This window comes from Anaeromassilibacillus sp. Marseille-P3371 (assembly GCF_900169665.1).
Classification (GTDB): domain Bacteria; phylum Bacillota; class Clostridia; order Oscillospirales; family Acutalibacteraceae; genus Anaeromassilibacillus.
In genome coordinates this window covers 2,985,533-3,004,803 of sequence record NZ_LT835157.1, presented here as the reverse complement: position 1 = coordinate 3,004,803, position 19,271 = coordinate 2,985,533, and the positions used below count along the sequence as shown (strand labels likewise).

At 50.4% G+C, this 19,271-nt stretch carries 9 protein-coding genes; 8 read left to right on the top strand and 1 reads right to left on the bottom strand.

Annotated elements, in window-relative coordinates:
• Nucleotides 1-233 precede the first annotated feature (233 nt).
• From B9Y59_RS16650 to B9Y59_RS12560, 8 genes are all read left to right on the top strand, one after another.
• On the top strand, nt 234-440 hold the full coding sequence (locus B9Y59_RS16650; RefSeq protein WP_411655257.1) for a tyrosine-type recombinase/integrase: 207 nt from the start codon (nt 234-236) through the stop codon (nt 438-440).
• A 452-nt stretch (nt 441-892) separates the two neighbouring features.
• Entirely contained in the window at nt 893-2,128 is a 1,236-nt protein-coding gene (gene fabF / locus B9Y59_RS12590; RefSeq protein ID WP_054323183.1) for a beta-ketoacyl-ACP synthase II, read from the top strand.
• A gap of 12 nt (nt 2,129-2,140) precedes the next feature.
• Nucleotides 2,141-3,778 carry a class I adenylate-forming enzyme family protein gene (locus B9Y59_RS12585; protein WP_198945623.1) on the top strand — a complete coding sequence of 546 codons (1,638 nt, stop codon included), beginning with the start codon at nt 2,141-2,143 and terminating at the stop codon, nt 3,776-3,778.
• A 338-nt stretch (nt 3,779-4,116) separates the two neighbouring features.
• Nucleotides 4,117-7,686 carry an FIVAR domain-containing protein gene (locus tag B9Y59_RS12580; RefSeq protein WP_085533835.1) on the top strand — a complete coding sequence of 1,190 codons (3,570 nt, stop codon included), beginning with the start codon at nt 4,117-4,119 and terminating at the stop codon, nt 7,684-7,686.
• A gap of 1,141 nt (nt 7,687-8,827) precedes the next feature.
• The gene (locus tag B9Y59_RS12575) at nt 8,828-10,399 is read left to right on the top strand and encodes a response regulator transcription factor (RefSeq protein ID WP_158089034.1); all 1,572 of its coding nucleotides are present in this window, start codon (nt 8,828-8,830) and stop codon (nt 10,397-10,399) included.
• Entirely contained in the window at nt 10,384-12,159 is a 1,776-nt protein-coding gene (locus B9Y59_RS12570; protein ID WP_054323179.1) for a cache domain-containing sensor histidine kinase, read from the top strand. The genes B9Y59_RS12575 and B9Y59_RS12570 overlap by 16 nt, the downstream gene beginning before the upstream one ends.
• A 209-nt stretch (nt 12,160-12,368) precedes the next feature.
• Nucleotides 12,369-13,685, top strand: coding sequence for an ABC transporter substrate-binding protein (locus tag B9Y59_RS12565; RefSeq protein WP_085534636.1), 1,317 nt, complete (start codon nt 12,369-12,371; stop codon nt 13,683-13,685).
• An 87-nt stretch (nt 13,686-13,772) separates the two neighbouring features.
• A complete protein-coding gene (locus B9Y59_RS12560; RefSeq protein ID WP_085533831.1) occupies nt 13,773-18,038 on the top strand; it encodes a family 43 glycosylhydrolase in 4,266 nt (1,421 codons plus the stop codon).
• Nucleotides 18,039-19,005: 967 nt separating this feature from the next.
• Here the strand turns inward: B9Y59_RS12560 and B9Y59_RS16070 are convergent.
• Nucleotides 19,006-19,271 (bottom strand): hypothetical protein (locus B9Y59_RS16070; protein WP_207651502.1); only part of this gene is annotated, 266 nt, incomplete at its 5' end.

Genomic DNA, 19,271 nt, shown 5'->3' with positions numbered 1-19,271 from the left:
ATTCAACATTCAGAAAGCAATAGAAGCGGATACCTGAATGCTGCAATTTTGGTGTGACAATGTATCATTACAAATGAAGTAGCGCTGGATTTCACAACCGTCGGGGAATGGAGCCGCGTTCTTAAGGAAGGAGTAAAAAATCTCTGGAAATAGAATTTTATTTTCTCAATAAGCAAGACGGCCCATATATAACGCTTGTTATACAACTTCATTCAGAAATCTTGTGAAGAAATATAGAAAAGTTATGCAAAAGGAATTGCCGAACATCACACCGCAATCTTTTAAGACACACCTTTTGCACGAACATGGCAAACAGGGAAATAACATCGAACAACCTTCGATACGGAATGGGGCATAAAAATGTCACGATGACACTTGGCTATTATGCACATCGCAGTTATCAGTCGGCACAAGCAGAAATGCAAAGATTGATGGTATAATCATACTACTTTAGATGAGGAAAGATTAAGGAAGTTTAAGGCTGTTTAAAATACTATCTACCGTACGCAAAAGTCTTAAGGTCGCATAAAATAAGGGTTTAAGGACTTTTAAGAGAATTTTAGAAATTTCTCAAATATTTATTTTATCTTTCCTATAAAAAGTGAAGTAGTTTTTTGGTTTCCGGGAAGGTTTTTTGTTTTGTGGAGGCTATTCGACATTCATCCTTTCCTTTTTTATACTTTTCTGGTATAATAACCAAAGAGTATTATTTATCAGCTTACTGCCTGCGGCGCCCTATGCGGGGTGCTTTCTTTATTCATACATACCGTTGAGGGGGGATGAACCGCAGGAAGGCTGCAATATGCTTCTTCGATCGCAGTACTGCTGGTGAACGGCGGGACATCTGCCTTTGAGGCGGGCTGCGGAAACTTTCAAAGAATGGGGAACCGGCATGAAAGAGAAGAAATTGGTAATCACCGGTATGGGGGCGGTAACACCGGTTGGAGTGGGTGTACCTGCCTACTGGGATGCGCTGGTCGCCGGCCGTTGCGGCGTTGGCCCGATCACGCGCTTCGATGCATCCAACCTCCCCGTGCGGATCGCGGCAGAACTCAAGGATTTTGCCCCCGCAGATTACATGCCCAAAACGCTTGCCCGTACAATGGACCCATTCATGCAGTTTGCTTTTGTCGCTGCACAAGAGGCGTTGCGAGACAGTGGCCTGCGCGTGGAGACCGAACCCGACCGGGTCGGCATTGTGATGGGAACGGCGATGGCTGGAGTGACCACGGTGGCGCAGACACAGGCGTCTTTCGATGCGGGCCACCGCGTAGGACCGCGCTTTGTACCCATGGCGATCGGGAATATTGCAGCCGCACAGATTGCGATTGCAGAGGGGATTCGTGGTCCCAGTATGACGCTCAATACCGCTTGCTCGGCGGGTGGGGACGCGCTGATGACGGCTGCTATGCTGTTGCGTTCCGGTGAGGCGGACGCTATTTTGGCTGTTGGCGGCGAGAGCATCCTCTGCCCGATTGTGGTGTCCGGCCTATCGCAGGCAAAGGCGCTCTCCCGCTGTAACGATGATCCGATCCATGCGTGTCGTCCCTTTGACCAGAACCGGGATGGGTTTGTCATTGGGGAAGGCGGAGGGGCCCTGTTGCTTGAAACGGAGGAACATGCGCAAGCACGCGGCGCGATGATTCATGCGGTGCTGGCGGGATGGGCGAATACGTCGGACGCACATCACGTTACCGCCCCTTGCCCGGATGGTGCAGGCGCGGCTGTCTGCATGCAGCGCGCGCTGAAGCGTGCTGGAATGCAGCCATCCGACATCGGTTACATCAATGCCCACGGAACCTCGACCTTACTCGGCGATAAGGCTGAAACGCTTGCGGTCAAATCGGTATTCGGAGGGCGTGAAGCAGCTCCTCCGGTTTCTTCCACGAAATCTGCGACGGGCCATCTGATGGGGGCGGGTGGCTTGACGGAAGCGATTGCCTGTATCAAGGCAATACAAGAGGGGATTTTGCCACCCACCCTACATTTGGATGTTCCTGACCCCGACTGTGATCTCGACTATGTGCCAAATGTAGCCCGCAAGGTGGAGATCCATGCGGCCATGTCCAATTCGCTTGGTTTTGGCGGGCAAAATTCCAGTATTATTCTTTCCAGATATGAGAAATGAGGCGAGAACCTATTGCAGAACAATTATACGTATGACGTCGCCATGTTCCGCGATACATTTGAGACGCGGTTTACTTATTTGAATGGTTTTATGCGCAATGTATCGCGCTTTAAAACCCGTCCAGCGATGACCGATCCGCTTTCTGGACGCCGCTGGACCTATGAGGAGCTAAACATTGAGGCCAACCGCTTGGCTCACGCCCTGCGGGCAAGCGGTGTGGGAAAAAATGATGTTGTGATGTTCACGCTGCTGAACTCCCCTGAATTCGTATTTTGTTACCTTGCAGCGCACAAGGTCGGAGCCATCGCCTGCCCGGTCAATTACCGGCAGGGAGCAGGTGAAATTGCGCTTGTTATTGATGATAGTTGTCCGAAAGCGTTTTTATACGATGCAGAGTTTGGCGAGCTTTCCGCCGGTGCATTGAATATGTGCCAGCATAAGCCGGGCACGGTCGTGATGGTGGATTATAAGGGCGGCGCACAGGTGCCAAAGGGGCACATCCTTTACAAGGATTATGTATCCGGCCAATCCGAAGACGATCCCCCAGTCGATTTTCATCCGCATATTTACGATGAAACGACCCGGTTATATACATCGGGGACAACCAGCCGCCCCAAAGGGGTTCCGGTCAACAATGTAAACGAGGTGCTTTCAGCGCACGATGTGATGATGCACTTCCCGCTCGGTCCGACAGACCGAACCATGAATATGACCCCGTGGTTCCATCGCGGCGGTATTCACTCGGGAGGACCCTGCCCCACGCTGTATGCGGGCGGCGAAGTGGTGATCCTGCGCGATTTCAGCCCGAAGAGATGCTTGGAATATGCGGAAAAATATAAGATCTCCTTTTTGATCGGCGTCCCGACGATTATCGCGATGCTTGCCCGCGCCCAAGAGCGCGCGCATGCGGACTTGTCCGCTCTGCGCGGCATCGTTACGATGGGAGCGCCCTTTGAGAAGGCCGCGTGCGAAAGATACCTGCAGCTTTTAACTCCCAATATTTTCAACGGCTATGGCACGACGGAGACCTTCTGGAACACCTTCCTGCGGCCGTTCGATTTGCCGGATATGGCGGGGTCTGCCGGCCGTTCCTGCACGGACGACGACGTACGTCTTGTTGCCCTGCATGAGGACGGCACCCATGCGGAACCGGATGAAATGGTTCCGCGCGACGGAATGACCGCTGGGGAGATCATTATTTCCTCGCCTGCAAAGAGTGCGTTCTGTTACTTTAACAATCCGGAAATGACTGCCCAAAAATTCTATAAGGGGTGGTTGTACACCGGCGATGTGGGAACTTGGGATGAAAATGAATTTGTTACCGTGTCCGGGCGCAAGGACGATATGATTGTGTCGGCGGGGGAGAACATCTATCCGACGCAGATCGAAGCTGTACTGAACGAGCATCCTAAGGTTGCTGAGAGTGCGGTAATTGGAATTCCGGATAAACTGCGCGGCGAAGTTGTAGCGGCTTATGTTGTCCCGTCGGATGACAGCCTGAGCGTGGCAGAGTTAAAGGACTACTGTATGCATAGTCCCATGTTATCTTCGTACAAATGGCCTCGCGAGTACCATATCGTGAACGAACTACCGCATACTGCGACGGGAAAGCTGATGCATTACAAGTTGCGCCAGCAGGCCCAAAAGTAGTTTTGGAATGGATGGACTCCTTTCCTTTTAAAAAAGGAGTCCAGTCAAAAAAGGAATTTATACGCATCTTTTGGATATGTATGGATTCTGAATAACCATTTAGAAGTTTATCGCCGTCCAAGTTGGGCGGCGATTTTTTTGTTCCATATTGGTATTTAAACCGCTAGAAATATGCGCTATTTTGGTTAAAAAATTGTATTATTTACACGAATTTTTATAAATACACTGAGTAACCGGAGTGATACAATGAACTCGACAGAAGCAGAGGGATAGGTCCAGGAAAGGGGGGAACGTTTTTAAGCGGCGGATTTTGAAAACCAAGTAAAAGGAGGAGCGATATGAAAAAGAAACTGGCTGCGTATTTACTCAGTGCTACTATTTTATGTTCAGGAGTCACGACGGCATGGGCTGCCATCCCCGTAGAACACGAAAGGTCTGCCTTGGCTTTTTCCGAACATATTCTTGACCGGACAGCATCGAAAGGGCTTGTCAATCTGGCACTGAATCCGACGGGGGTGGGCTTTCCAAAACTGTTTACCGAGTACACCAACGCAGGCGACAATCTTAAAGATTTAGCAGATGGGATCATTTCTAGTAAACAGGGGCCGCCGATTGACGAAGGGCCGCGGAACCGCTGGACCAATTATGACAGACAGGAGACAGCGTTTGTCGAGGTGCAGTTTGAAACCGAACAGGATGTCCACCAGGTAGAACTGTTCGCATACAACGATTTTGGAGGCGTGCCGACCCCCAAAGCTGTAAGCGTTCAATATTGGGACGGGAGCCAGTGGCAGGAAGCAGCAAACCAAGAGGTCACGGTGGGGACCTATGAGAACGACACCTGGATTGTGCCTTTCACGATCAACTTCGATGTGTTCCGTACCGCCAATGTACGGGTGACTATGATCCCCCAGGACGGAAAGTCGGTCGGTGCATCCGAACTGCGTGTATGGGGCGTCCGAGAGATGCTGCATGGTTTTGAAATAACTGTGCCGGAAATGGTACCGGGAGACAACCAGTTGCCGCTTTCCGTCATGCTGGAGGAGGCTAAAGAGCAGAGCCAACCGGTCTACATCAAGATGGTGGACAGCGCGGGTGCCGAACAGGTCTTTATGGAGGAGATCCCGGCAAATAAGCAGACTGCGGATTTTTCCTTGGATCTGACAGAGGCCGTGGAGGGCCGCATCCAACTGACGGTTTCTTTGCAGGAGGATTTTTCGGAAGGAAGGACCGTTTTCTTGACAAAACGTTTGTCCGAGGATCTTTTCCAATCGATCTATGAGGAAGTCAAAACGCCGTACGAATATGGAATTGTGCTCTCCTATTCGGGAGTCGGGACGGACACTTTTGACAGCGACCTGATCGACAATCCCAATGTCTTTGCCATTCCGGGCGACGACACTTATGTCTATATGACATATGTTGGGCACGATGGGACCGGATACCGCACGGGCCTGGCCCGCAGTATGGACATGCTTCATTGGGAGAAAGTCGGGAAGATTTTGGAGAATGGTGAACCCGGCGCTTGGGACGAATACAATGCAGCGGGTTATATCGTCCGCGACCATGAATGGGGCGAACTTCCCACTCCACATGTGACAGAGGATGGCCGGCTGGCGATGACCTATTTGGCATCGGATACCCCTGGTTATGAGGCGGGCATCAAACGCGCTGGCGTGGCGTTTGCAGACAGCATTTTCCAGCCGGATGGGTCGCTCTCCCAGTGGGAACGCGCTCCAGATCCAGTGCTGGATGCGAATGACGGCGCTTATCCTTATGAAAAGGGAATTATTTGGAAGTTACAAGCCATTTGGGACGCAGAAAACAGTCGCTATGTGGGATTTTACAACGCAGCGAGCGGTCCTGAGGTTATGTGCCAAGCGTATTCCCAAGATTTGCTTCACTGGGAACGTGAGGCAACCAATCCCGTGCTGAATCAGGATATTTCTCCCAGCGGCGCGATTTGGGGAGACAGCCACAATGCCGACGCGGATGTTGTAAAAATTGGGGATTACTGGGTGATGTTCTACTTTACCAGCTCTCCCGGCGGTATTATCGACTCGTTCGCTGTTTCAAAGGACATGGTTCATTGGGAAAAATCGTATATTCCGTTGACGGAGCGCAACAATACCTACAGCTCTACCTATGCCCATAAGCCCTGTGTTGTGAAAAAGAATGGGGTTGTCTACCATTATTATAATGCAGTGGGGAGCGAGGGTCGTTTGATTGCGCTGGATACGTCCATCGACTTGAGTGCTTTGCAGCGTGCGCAGGCAATTTCTCCAGAGGATTGTTCGGAAGCATGGTATCAAGGTTTGCAGGAAAAGGTAACCGCTTTGCAGACGGAATTGCGTGTGGACGGCGGTTCTTTAGAGCGCATTCAGGCGGCGCTCCAAGCGCTTGAAATTTATCTCGACGCGGGCGAAGAGGTGGAATCCCAGCTTCTGACGGTGCAGTGGAGCGGTAACGCATCGATGAGAATCGAGGGTAATGCGGAAGAGATCCTATCCACGGACGCGATCTACGGCGCAAAAGTGCAGCCGGGCGAAGAGCTGACCTTCACCTTTACCCCGACCGAAGGTGTATTTTCAAGCGCGCAGCTCAACGGCGAGGACATCGAGTTTGGAGCGGATGGTTGCACATATACCTTTACAATGCCAAACGAGAGTACGAGCCTGCGTTTTATATTTGCCAAAGTTAACAAGAGCATCCTGGAAGTGGTTCTGGAGCAGGCCAACGCCGTGCCACAGAATGTGATTGACCGCCTGGTGCCCGAGGTGAAGGAATTCTTTACGGAGGCCCGGACAGATGCACAGACGGTTTATGACAATGCGGGCGCTACCCAGGAAGAGGTCAACAAGGCATGGAGTGATCTGCTGGACGCGATGCATTTGCTGGAATTCGAAGCAGGCGATCAGGAAATACTGCTGCCGTTGATCAACATTGCAGAGCAGCTGGCGGAGCGCCTGGACGAGTTCAAGCCAAGTACAACGGCGGGCTTCGAGGAAGCACTCGAGGCGGCGAAGGAGGTCTATGGCGAGGAGAATCCGCTGAAGGTGGATGTCGATGAGGCATATGGCAACTTACAGGCAGCGATTGAGAAGTTGGAAAACCGTGCGGATGCAAGCGAACTGCAGGGGTTGGTAGACGAGGCGAACACCTTCGATCTGGATAGCTACATACAGGATGAGGCATTCAATACCTTTACCAAGGTATTGGCAGAAGCGGAAGAGCTGCTTCTAAACACAAACGCAGACCAAGCGGATGTGGATGCGAAGGCGTTAGAGCTGATGAAAGCAATGACAGCCCTGCGGAAGATTCCGAACAAGGACGAGTTGAACAAGTTGATCGCTGAGATGGAGCAAAAGGATCTGGTTGGCTATACCGACCGCAGTGTGGCAGCCTTTAAGGCAGCATTGAGCGTTGCGAAGGCGGTTGCGGTGGACACGAATGCAGACAAACAGGCGGTTGCAAAGGCATATGTCAATCTGGAAGAGGCTGCAAACGGCCTGGTCAAGGAGGAGAAGCCGGGCGCGGGCAGCAGCGGAAGCAGCAAGGGCAGCACGTCTGCCAACGTGGGCAACGCATACGGTAAATCGGGTATTGCCTCTGCAACTCAGGGCGTGACCAGCCAGCAGGCGCATGTGGTTTCCGACACGACAGTGAACTTTGCGCTGAAACACGGCCAGGCATACTGCTTTAAGATGACGGTGGTCGATGGTGCGAATCAGATGCCAAGCTTCACCGTCGGCAATGGAGATGTGTTAAAGACACAGTTTGTGGCGAAGATTGGCAACGACTACTACTATAGAGTCTATGCGATTGGCACGCCGGGCCAGAGTACGGGCGTTTACACCACCCTGCCGGGCAATGCTCCAGTCAAACATAGTGTAGTGACGATTGGCTGAGTGTTTTCGGAGGACTTCCTACGTGGAGCACGGAAGCAAACCAATCGCGGTTTGCTTCCATGGTTGCCGCCGTAGGCGCGCCCGGACCGGAGGTCCGCGTAAGACGTTGCACGTCCGGTAAAGCACTGTGCAGGGAAGGTTGGCTAAGTCGGAAATGGCGAAATAAAAGAAAAGGCTTCTCTTCTTCTCAATAAACGAAGGACCTGATCCTGGAGATCTCCAGGATCAGGTCCTTCTATGTGTTATTCACCCGCTTTTTGCATGTGATAAGGTTGTGCTTTTTTCTTCATGAAAATTTTTGCCTGCTTCTGTAAGACTTCTCCCGTGGAGTGGAAAGCAAATTCCTAGCAGTTTGTTTTCTTAGGGAACACCGTAGGCGCGAAAAGACACTGTACGTCCGCCATAGGCATGTAAGGCGTTGCACATTTAGTGGAGCACTATACAGGAACGATTATCTAAACCACCTAGGGCCTCTCCCTTATGGATCAAAACAAAAAATTTTTGCGCTTTGCTTCCGTAGAAAATACTGTAGGGAGGGAAGACACTGCGTGTCCAGTGATGATTGACTCATGTAAGCCAAGATAAAAGGGAAGGATTTTGCCCGATAAACAGTAAAGACCCAACCCTGGGGATTTCCCCAAGGTTGGGTCTTCTGTGTTTTGCCCTTCTATTTCTGAATATGTGAGACAGAGCCGGGGGGTTCTGCTTTTTGAGCGCTCTTCATTTGCCTATCCAGAATTTCCATGTAGAACGAAAAGCAAAATTTGTACGGATTCTTTATATGGCCCATGCCGTAGGTATAAAAATGCTGTGTGGCCATTGGAACTCTAATGATTTTTAAATTGGTTCAGATTTTGTAAGGAAAGTCCTTCTATTTTAATTAATAGGAAAATGTTTAAACATGGTACATTTATACTTGTTTACAGAAAATCATTGTGTGGAATGGTATGTAAGCAATATTCCAGACAGAGAGGATCTGTACAGGCACATGATTGGCGCCAAGACATCTGATACGTTGCCATCCGGAAGATTTGTATAGATCTTTTGATAAAAGTGGAGAAACTTCGGCGCTTGTTGGAAAAGCGCGAATACGCTATAATAGGGACAGAAAAACCGCCGGATGGTGGGGAGGGGGAACATTATGTGTACCTATTGCCGCATCCTGATTGTGGAGGACGAATATCTTACCCGTCAGGGGGTCAAGGGGCTGATTCATTGGGAGCAGGAAGGGTTCCAGATTGTTGGGGAAGCATCCAATGGTGCGGAAGCTTTGGCACAGATTGAGGAATTGAAACCACATATTGTATTGACAGACGTGGTGATGCCTGTGATGGATGGAATCGCTTTGACGCAGGCAATTCAGGAGCGCTATCCCGAAACACGCGTGATCGTATTGAGTGGGTACAGCGACTTTGAGTATGTAAAATCTACCTTTCAACATGGCGCTGTGGATTACATTTTGAAGCCTACCTTAAACCAAGACGAGCTGTTGGCAACGCTTCGAAAGGCCGCCGGGCAGATCCCGGATTTTGTGCTTACCCGCGGAGGCGGGGATTCCTTCGAAAGTATCCTCAATCAGGCCCTGTCGGGGTTTCCTGCGCCGGATGCCCTGGATAAGCTGCACAAGGTGTTTCCCTATCCGCGCTTTTTCTTGATGGGGATGAACGTCCCCTATGTATTGGGCAATGCAGCCAACTTAAACCGTGAGGCAGGCGCCTTGGCCGCGGGTGCAGAGGAATTTTTACCCGGGGTAACAGCACGAGTGGTGACGGTTGATCGGAAATTTCTTTTGATGATTGTCAACTATGCTGCAGAACCTTACCGCTCTTTGACAGAGCGTGCCAAAAAACTGGTTGCTTCTCTCCGGGTAAAGACACCGCGTATTTTTTATGTGTATAGCAATGAATTTCAGGGGTTGGGGATGCTGAAAGAGACATATAACCGGCTGACTGCGCTCTCCCGGCAGCGCTTTTATTGCCGCGATGAATTTATTCAGGGCGAGGATGCGTTTACCCCAGTCCCCGCGGAACCCTTCGATCTTGCATCGTTTAATACACAAGTGCATAGCTCTGACATCACAGGCGCTTTGACACAGTTGGAAGCGTGGTTACAGCGGGCGGTTGAGCGGCAAGCGCCCGGCGAATTTGAGTTAAAATCTTTGGTTCAAGATGCGCTGTATCAAGTTCTTTCTTCTTGGGAAGAAAATGGCATGGATGCAGAACGAATCAGTTCCCTCAAGCGAGACTGTTTTATCCAGATCAGCGAGGCGAAGTTTGCCCAGGATCTTTTAGAGGCATTTCATTGTATTCAAGTAGAATTTGTCAAGCTCTTCGAGGAGCAGACGCCGCGACAGGGCCGGCGTTCGGTCCAGGAGATTCTCGATTATGTGGAGGAACACTGTGCGGAACCCCTGACCTTGAACGATGTTGCAAAGACCTTTAACTTTAATTATTCCTATTTATCCTCGTATTTCAGTGCAAACAGTCGCGAAGGATTTAGCGAATACTTGAACCGCGCACGGATTCGCCGGGCAGAGGAACTTCTGCGAAAGGGAGATATTCCGGTCTCCGAGGTATGTGGAATGGTTGGTTATGGCGATCATAGCTATTTCTGTAAAGTATTTAAGAAATTTACCGGGAAGACGCCGAGCGAATTCCGCCGGCAGTACGGCGCTGTTTCGCCGATCGGAGGGAAACGATGGAAAAATTCCTAGATAAACTGCGGTCCAATAGTTTATTGATAAAGATATTATCCGTTATGCTGCTGAGCGTCGTATGCGTTGCTACGTTGACGCTCAGTATTTCTATTCGGGCGTCTGAGGATGTCTATGTGGACACCTTTACGCAGTCAAATTCCCAGATTATTGGACAGATTCGGGAAAACATGAGCCGGTTTAACGACGAAATTTCAGAGATCATGAGCGTGGTCAAAAACAACTGGGCGTTCCGAAGTTACCTCACCAGTGATGACCGCAGTTCCGCGACGGCTTCTTATACGCAATACAGCATGGTGTGGAACTTGGAACATGCGTTGCCACCGGACTACTTTGAAAAAATGAGCATTGTATTGGTAGGAGTCAATGGAAGTACCTACCTGAGCAGTGATGCGGGCTTGACGATCCCGGTGGAGGAGCTTTTGAACAGCCGCGTCACAGAAGAGACACGACGCCAGCCCAATCGCATCCTATATCAGTTTGTCGACGATGGATTCACTACGCTGACTCAGGGGGATAGCGCCATCGTTGCCAGTACGGGTTTAAATTATGCGGGTGGGCAATCCAACTATGGTTACGCATATGTCATCATCCCGCAGGAGGTTCTGCGCAATTTTTACAGCAGTTTCAGCAGTGATGCCAATAGTTTGATGCTATTGGACAGCGATGGACGCATTATTTCCTCCACGCAAAAGGAAATCATTGGATTTAAGGATTTGGATCTTTTGAGCATCGCACAACAGGTAGAACAGGAGGATTTGCCCTACGGCGAGACGGTCCAGTCGGATCGTCAGATGGCGGTGGTGGCGCAGAAAATTCCCCATTGGGAGTTCCATCTCGTAGGTTTGATCGATCGGGAGAGTATCCTGCGTGCAGTCGACCGCCATAAATCCATTGAAATTATGACCCTTTTAGTCGTGTTGTGCGTATTTGCCATCATGTTTTTTGTGGTAAGAAAGACGACACGGCCGATCAATTCCCTCGTCAATGAGATGAAAAAAGTGACGCAGGGCGATTTTAGCCGCCATATTCCTGTAAAGGGCAACTATGAAGTGCGGGAACTTGCAACCGCGTTTAATTATATGTTGGATGGACTCGACAGCTATATGGAACAAATTATGACCATGGAGGACGAGAAGCGGGAAGCAGAGATTCGGGCGTTACAAATGCAGATTAATCCACATTTTATCTATAATACGCTTGCATCCTTGAAGTGGATGATCTGGCAGGGGAATTCAGAGAGCGCTGTGCAGGCGATCGATTCGTTTAGCCGTCTGTTGCGAGGGACGATTAGCAAACGGGAGGAACGGATTACCGCAGCAGAGGAGATCGATAATTTAAAAGACTATGTCTTTTTACAACATCTACGGTTTGGAGAACAGATTCAGGTTCGCTTTTCACTGGCGGAAGATTGCCAGGATTGTTTGATGCCGAAATTGACCCTACAGCCGTTTGTCGAAAATGCTTTTTTCCATGCTTTCAGCGGGGCTGAGGAGGGAAGTATTTTTGTCTGCATTCGGCGCAGGGGAAATGATCTGGTGAGTGAAATCATTGATAACGGTTCTGGAATGAAGAAGGAAGAAGTGGGACGTACCCTTTCCAAAGGGGGAAAAGCAGATCATTTTACCGGAATTGGCATCAATAACGTGGACGACCGAATCAAACTTCTTTACGGGGCGCCGTATGGAGTTACCATTTCCAGCGCGCCAGGGAAAGGAACCGCGGTCACTGTGACCATTCCCATACAAAGGATGGATTGACCTAAAAATCCTACTAATTTATAAAAAAAGTACCATTATCGGTGAAAAAACATCCAAAAAAAGTACAAAATGAGAGAAAGAAATTGCTAATACTTTGGCCTGCGTTTTTAGTAAAATAAAGTGGACAGGAGAGAAAAATTCACTTAAAACTGCACGGACCCAAATGAGCATCGTAAGATGCAGGTGAAATCGACTTAGGAGGGATGGGCGTGCGTAGTCTTCGGGTGTTGGCCCTGCTGTTGAGTATTTGTTTGTTATGGGGGCTAACCGCTTGCTCGAATCAAACCGAAGAGCAGCCGCATACACAGGCAACCGTAGAAACAAGTGACAATGTTCTGACCATATGGGCATGGGACGACACCTTCAATGTAAAAGCGGCCAACTTGGCCAAGGCGTATTATGCGAATATCAACCCGGAAATTCAGGTCAATGTAGTCAGCATGGCGCAAACGGATATTATCACAAAGCTCAATACGGCATTTTCTTCGTCTAATTACGAAGGGCTTCCTAACATTGTTTTGATTGAGGATTACCGTATTCAGAATTTTTTGAAATCGTATCCGGGCGAGCTTCGGGACCTTTCCTCCATTGTAGATCCCGACAGATTTATGGAGTATAAACTCCGTGTCATGACGGAGGAAGGAAAGATCTACGGAGTGCCGTTCGACAGTGGTGCAGCCGCCTTGTTTTATCGCAGGGATTATCTGCGGGAAGCGGGATACACCGAGCAGGACATGCAGAATCTGACTTGGAATGAATACATAGAAATTGGAAAAGACGTCAAAGAGGCTACCGGAAAATATATGCTGACGCTCGATCCCAGCGACTTGGGACAGATCCGAATCATGATGCAGTCCGCGGGCGCTTGGTATATGAAAGAAGATGGAGAAACCGTTGACATCGCTGAAAATGAGGTGCTCAAAGCGGCGTTGTCCACTTACGAACGGATGGTCAACGCAGGCATTGCGCTACAGGTTTCCGGTTGGGACCCATTTGTAAAGGCATTTCAGGAGGGAGAAGTAGCCAGCGTTCCCACCGGCTGTTGGGCAATGTCCAACATTGTCAAGGCGGAGGAACAGAGTGGAAAATGGGCAGTGGCGCCAATCCCGCGGCTGGATGATATTCCACAGTCGATCAATGCTTCGAGCATCGGCGGTGGAAGCTGGTATGTCATTGATAAGGTTCCTGGCGCGGATTTGGCAGTGGACTTTTTGGGAAAAACATTTGCTTCCAATGAACAGCTGATTGACGACCTTGTGAAGGAAATCAGTCTGGTAAGTACGATGAAATCAGCAAAGGACTTAAAGCATTGCGGAGAACCAAATGCCTTTTTTGGTGGCCAGCGTATTTACGAGGACTTTGCTACATGGGCGGAACAAACGCCTCCTGTGAACTATGGTTTGTATACCTATACGATGGAGGACATCATTGCCCAGAGCCTGCAATCCATCATGCAGGGGGCAGATATGGATGAGACGCTGAAAAACGCGCAGACACAAGCGCGTGCATCGGTTCTCCACTCATAACTTTTGGATACAACCGCTTGCAAAGCGGTCTGTAGAAGGCGAAAAGCCAGGATAGAAGAGAGATTATAGGAAGGAGAAACGTAAACCATGAAGAAAACCAAACGCAGAGGGCTTTCTTTAATGCTCTGCCTGTGCTTGCTGTTGCAAACATTTATGGCAGCACCGGCACTGGCCGCAACGAAGGATGGAGCCCCCGGAGACTTACTCTACTTCGTCAACTGCGCCGCGACCAAAACGAAGGAAGTGGCGTCTGGAGATGCCATGGGCGAGTATCAATCTGTGACAGACCAGCCCTATGGGGAGGATGCCGAAACCGGATATACCTGGGGGTATGTCCAAGATGACGACATGGTTCGCGGCGGTAATGCGGACAGTGTGGTCAAGACCGATACCTATTGGTATACCAGCGATGGTATCGAGTATGACTCGGAAACCAGTGGATTCCGTTACAATTTTGCTGTAGAAGATGGTAGCTATGAAGTGACCGTCGGAATCAAGATCCCTGGTTGGTGGAGCGCGAGAAAGGTTGACATTGATCTGGAAGGAGTTCGTACCACCAGTCAGGCCAGCGTGCCGGGTGGCGCTGCAAGCAATGCCACCTTTGAGAGCAAGTCTGAGGTCATCGTAGAAGATGGCGAGCTGAATGTGTTTATTCACAATTCACAGCGCGCAGATAAAAATGGCGACCCGATTCTCAGTTACATTCTGGTCAAACGCGGCCAGACGTACGATAAGACGACCTTGACGGATAAAATTGCGGAAATCGAAGAGAAAGTGACTGCTGACCAAGCCGCAGGCGTTGTCTATGCAGAAGAGCCTCTGGGAGAGCTCTATGTGGGCGAAGAAAACAAAGAAGACAATCTTCCAGCGCTGAATGCCGCCCTTGCTTCTGCCAAAGAGCTGGCGGAGCAGGATCAGTTGAGCCCTTCGAAAGTAAAGGAAACATGTGAGCATTTGGATACGGTATATTCCGACCTGCGCTCCCTTGAAACCTATGATTCCTTCTCTGGCGTCAATGGCGATGTATGGAAGGACACCAACGGCAAGCCGATTCAGGCGCATGGCGGCCAGGTGCAGAAGCTGCCCATGCCGGATGGAACGGAAAAATGGTGGTGGGTCGGCGAAGATAAGACGACTGGAAGCCACAGCAACGGCATTAGCGCCTATTCTTCGGACGACCTGTACAACTGGACTTTTGAAGGCTATGTGATGCGTTCTGTCCCGAGCCGCGAGGCGCTGGACACCGATCCTTATTTTACCGCTCTGTACGGCGATCTGACAGAGGAAGAGAAGGACTATGTCTACCTCTGTATCAACAAGACCAATGCCATCATTGAACGTCCGAAGATGATCTACAATGAGGAAACCAAGAAGTATATCATCTGGTTCCATGCGGACGGACCTACCGAAGAATCCGATAGTAGCTATGCTGCTGCTGCCGCAGGTATGGCGATCAGTGATACGCCGAATGGACCGTTTACCTTTATCCGCCGTTCCCGCCTGCACCAGCTGACAGATGAAGAGTACTTAGAGGACAACGGCGTACTCGATTGGTATGAGGAGCCGCAGAACCGCGGTTTTGCCCGCGACATGAATTTGTTTATTGATGATGACGGCACAGCTTACATCATCTATTCCAGCGAAGAGAACCGCACGATGTTTATCTCCCGTTTGAACGACGAATACACGGATCTCGATGTTCCGCAGGAGCCAGTCGGCCTCGCCAAAAATGGCGTGGACTTTGTCCGTCTATTCCCGGGCGGTCAGCGTGAGGCGCCTGCCCTGTTCAAGTATGACGGAACCTACTATATGATTACCTCCGGAGCAACCGGTTGGAGCCCGAACCCGGCCCGTTATTGGAAGGCGGATGAGATCCTGGGCGAGTGGACGGATATGGGCGATCCGTGTATCGGAGATACCGATGGAAAAACCTTCTGGACCCAGAGCACCAATGTGATTCCGGTAGACCCGGAGAACGGCAAGTTCATCTATATGGGCGACCGTTGGGGCTATGGTAAAGTAGAGGACTTTAGTGCAGAAGCCCTTGCAGATTCCCGCTACGTTTGGCTGCCGGTACAGATCGACGCCAGAGGAAATATCAGCCTCGAAGAATACAATGATTGGGATCTGAGCGTATTTGATTCCATCAACAATATCAAGCTGAACACAGAAATGGACGATGTTTACTACGGCGTTGAAAACCTACCCGAAAAGGTAAATGTCAGCATTCGTGAGAACGATCATTGGGAGACGAAAGATGTCAACGTCACATGGGACTTCAGCACGCTGATTCCCGGTGCAGAAAGAGATGTAGTCGGTACACTGGAAGGATTGGACGATTTGACAGTGACCGCTAATGTAGTAGACATTCCCGACAACTTGCTGTATTTTATTGACAGCGGTGCATCTAGCGGTTCCGAGCTATATGACGTAATTAAGGAAATGGCCCCGAATCTGGTCAATACAGAGGCCTACGATCAGGCTTATACGGAAGGAAGCTGGGGCTATACCGGAACGGATGAGGATATTGCGCCGAAGAATCCTACAAGTCTCGATGCATATACGAGCGGTTTCTGGGCAAAGAGCGGAAAGAATATTGATTATAAGCTGCCGTTAAAGGCTGGCGAGTATCAACTTTCTGCTGGCTTCCAGGAGTGGTGGAGCACATCCCGCCCGATGAAAATTGTTGTCTCCTATGAGGGGGAAGATGGTCAGAAGATTGAAACGACCATCGGCCAGTTTACCAATTCCGGAGAAAAAGCCTATTTGTTCCCGTTTACGGTAGAAAATGACGCCGATGTCACCATCAGTGTACAGAGACAGAATTCGAACAATCCGGATCCGGTTTTAAGTTGGATTGCTGTGACTGGCGAAGTTGAAGAAGAACCAGCGGAACACATGCTGACGGTAAGCTATCCGACAACGGTGAAGCTGTCGATCGACGGGGAAGAGCAGACGATTGCAAACCTGATCGGTGCATATAAAGACGTCGTAATGGCAAACACGAATCTCGACCTGACCTTTGAGCCGAGAGTCGAAGGCAGAGAGATCGCAGGCGTGACAGTCAATGGCGAGCCGGTAGAGGCGTTTGATGTCAATGAGTATGTATACAGCCTGGCAATGCCGAATGCAGACACCACGATTGAACTGGGCTTCACGATCGTAGATAAAGAAAATCTGCGCGAAGTGATCACGATCGCAGAGAGCGAGAGCGTGAAAGCGCAGGTAGCGGCGGCAGTCCCGTCGGTACAGAAGAAGTACAAGAATGCGTTGCAGGCAGCGAAAGCGATCGAAGAAAAGAAGACCGCAAGCCAGGACGAGATCAACAACGCGATGTTTGAGCTGATCGAGGCATTGCAGTATCTGAGCTTTACAGCGGGCGACAAGAGCCAGCTGGAAATCCCGATGGAGATTGCAGAGAGCATCAATCGAGAGAACTTCACGCCGGAGAGCGTACAGGCGCTGGACGACGCATACAAGGCGGCAGAGGACCTGATGGACGACGAGGAAGTACTGGAAGCAGACATCCAGGCAGCGGCAGAAGCACTGTATGAAGCGCTTAATAAACTGGTCTTCCGTGCAGATAGGACGGATCTGGAAGCTTTGGTAGCAGAAGGCAAGAAAATTGTAGAGAATGCTTCGAAGTACATCCAGGATGAAACATGGGCTACCTTTAAAACCGTCCTAGGCGATGCAGAAACTCTGTTGGAAAATGACAATGCAACCCAGGAGGCAGTGGATGAGAAGGCCGAAGAACTGCTCAATGCGATTACAGCACTGCGTATGATTCCGAACAAGGACGCTTTGAAAGACCTGATTGGAAAAGCAGAGGCAGTGAACACCAGCAAGTACACAGCAAAGAGCGTGGCAGCGATGCAGAAGGCATTGAGCAACGCAAAGGTTGTGTTGAACAATGAAGCAGCGACCGAAGAAGAGGTCAAGAGTGCCGTAGAAGCACTGGAAGCAAGCATCCAGAACCTGGAGACAAAGACGACGACAGCGAAGAAGAGCGGCTCCACATCGAGAAATGTAAGCAACACATATGGAGCAGCGGGTGTGGTTTCCGCAAGCCAGAGTGCAGCGGCAAGTGTGCGCAGTGATGCGGCAAATGCCATCACGCTGAACAGAGGAAGCATGTACACCTTCAAGATGACCGTAGTCAATGGAAACGGACTGGCGCCGAGCTTCACAGTGGGCAACGGAAGCGTTCTGAAGACGCAGTTTGTGTCCCAGATCGGCAATGACTACTACTACAGAGTTTATGCAGTTGGCACACCGGGCCAGAGCACAGGTGTTTACACCACACTTCCGGGCCAGGATGCGAAACTGCATTGCACGGTAACCATTGGCTGAACGCCGGGAAATTTGTGTAAGGTATAAACGTGTACTATTCGATCAAGTACCCGGCAGCCGATAGCAGAAAGCTTGTGTAGGAGACGCCGTAGGCGCGGAAGACGCTGTGCGTCCACCGGGGCCGGAGCACAGGCGTTTACACCACCCTTCCGGGCCAGAATGCAAAACTACATTGCACGGTAACCATTGGCTGAACGCCGGGCAATTTGTGTAAGGTATAAACGTGTACTATTCGATCAAGCACCCGGCAGCCGATAGCAGAAAGTTTGCGTAGGAGACGCCGTAGGCGCGGAAGACGCTGTGCGTCCACAGGAGCATGGCCCAGCCATCCTTGGCGGACATCTTAGTAAATTGAGCGAAGGGAGCCCCTTTCGCAAAGAGCAGAATCCCCGCTCCGGGAAACCGGAGCGGGGATTCTACGGCTTTGAGACTTTGTGTACTTGGGATGCAAGCGAAAGATAAAATGTATGGAAATTTCCAAAAGGAAGCAAAAGATTGCAGGCCGAAAGGCGCTGTGGTCCGCCGGGCCAAAGCACAGGTGTTTACACCACACTTCCGGGCCAGAATGCAAAACTACATTGCACGGTAACCATTGTCTGAACGCCGGGCAATTTGTGTAAGGTATAAACGTGTACATATTCAATCAAGCACCCGGCAGCCGATAGCAGAAAGCTTGCGTAGGAGACGCCGCAGGCGCGGAAGACGCTGTGCGTCCACAGGAGCATGGCCCAGCCATCCTTGGCGGACATCTTAGTAAATTGAGCGAAGGGAGCCCCTTTCGCAAAAAGCAGAATCCCCGCTCCGGGAAACCGGAGCGGGGATTCTGTGGCTTTGAGACTTTGTGTACTTGGGATGTAAGCGAAAGATAAAATGTATGGGAATTTCCAAAAGGAAGCAAAAGATTGCAGGCCGAAAGGCGCTGTGGTCCGCCGGACCAGAGCACAGGTGTTTACACCACCTTGCCGGGTCAGAATGCGAAGCTGCATTGCACGGTAACCATTGGCTGAACGCCGGGCAATTTGTGTAAGGTATAAACGTGTACATATTCGATCAAGCACCCGGCAGCTGATAGCAGAAAGCTTGCGTAGGAGACGCCGCAGGCGCGGAAGACGCTGTGCGTCCACAGGAGCATGGCCCAGCCATCCTTGGCGGACATCTTAGTAAATTGAGCGAAGGGAGCCCCTTTCGCAAAGAGCAGAATCCCCACTCCGGGAAACCGGAGCGGGGATTCTG

Bases quoted from the DNA above. Each gene is read 5' to 3' on its own strand.
- fabF (WP_054323183.1), top strand. From the start codon at position 893: ATGAAAGAGAAGAAATTGGTAATCACCGGTATGGGGGCGGTAACACCG.
- B9Y59_RS12575 (WP_158089034.1), top strand. From the start codon at position 8,828: ATGTGTACCTATTGCCGCATCCTGATTGTGGAGGACGAATATCTTACC.
- B9Y59_RS12560 (WP_085533831.1), top strand. From the start codon at position 13,773: ATGAAGAAAACCAAACGCAGAGGGCTTTCTTTAATGCTCTGCCTGTGC.
- B9Y59_RS12570 (WP_054323179.1), top strand. From the start codon at position 10,384: ATGGAAAAATTCCTAGATAAACTGCGGTCCAATAGTTTATTGATAAAG.
- B9Y59_RS12580 (WP_085533835.1), top strand. From the start codon at position 4,117: ATGAAAAAGAAACTGGCTGCGTATTTACTCAGTGCTACTATTTTATGT.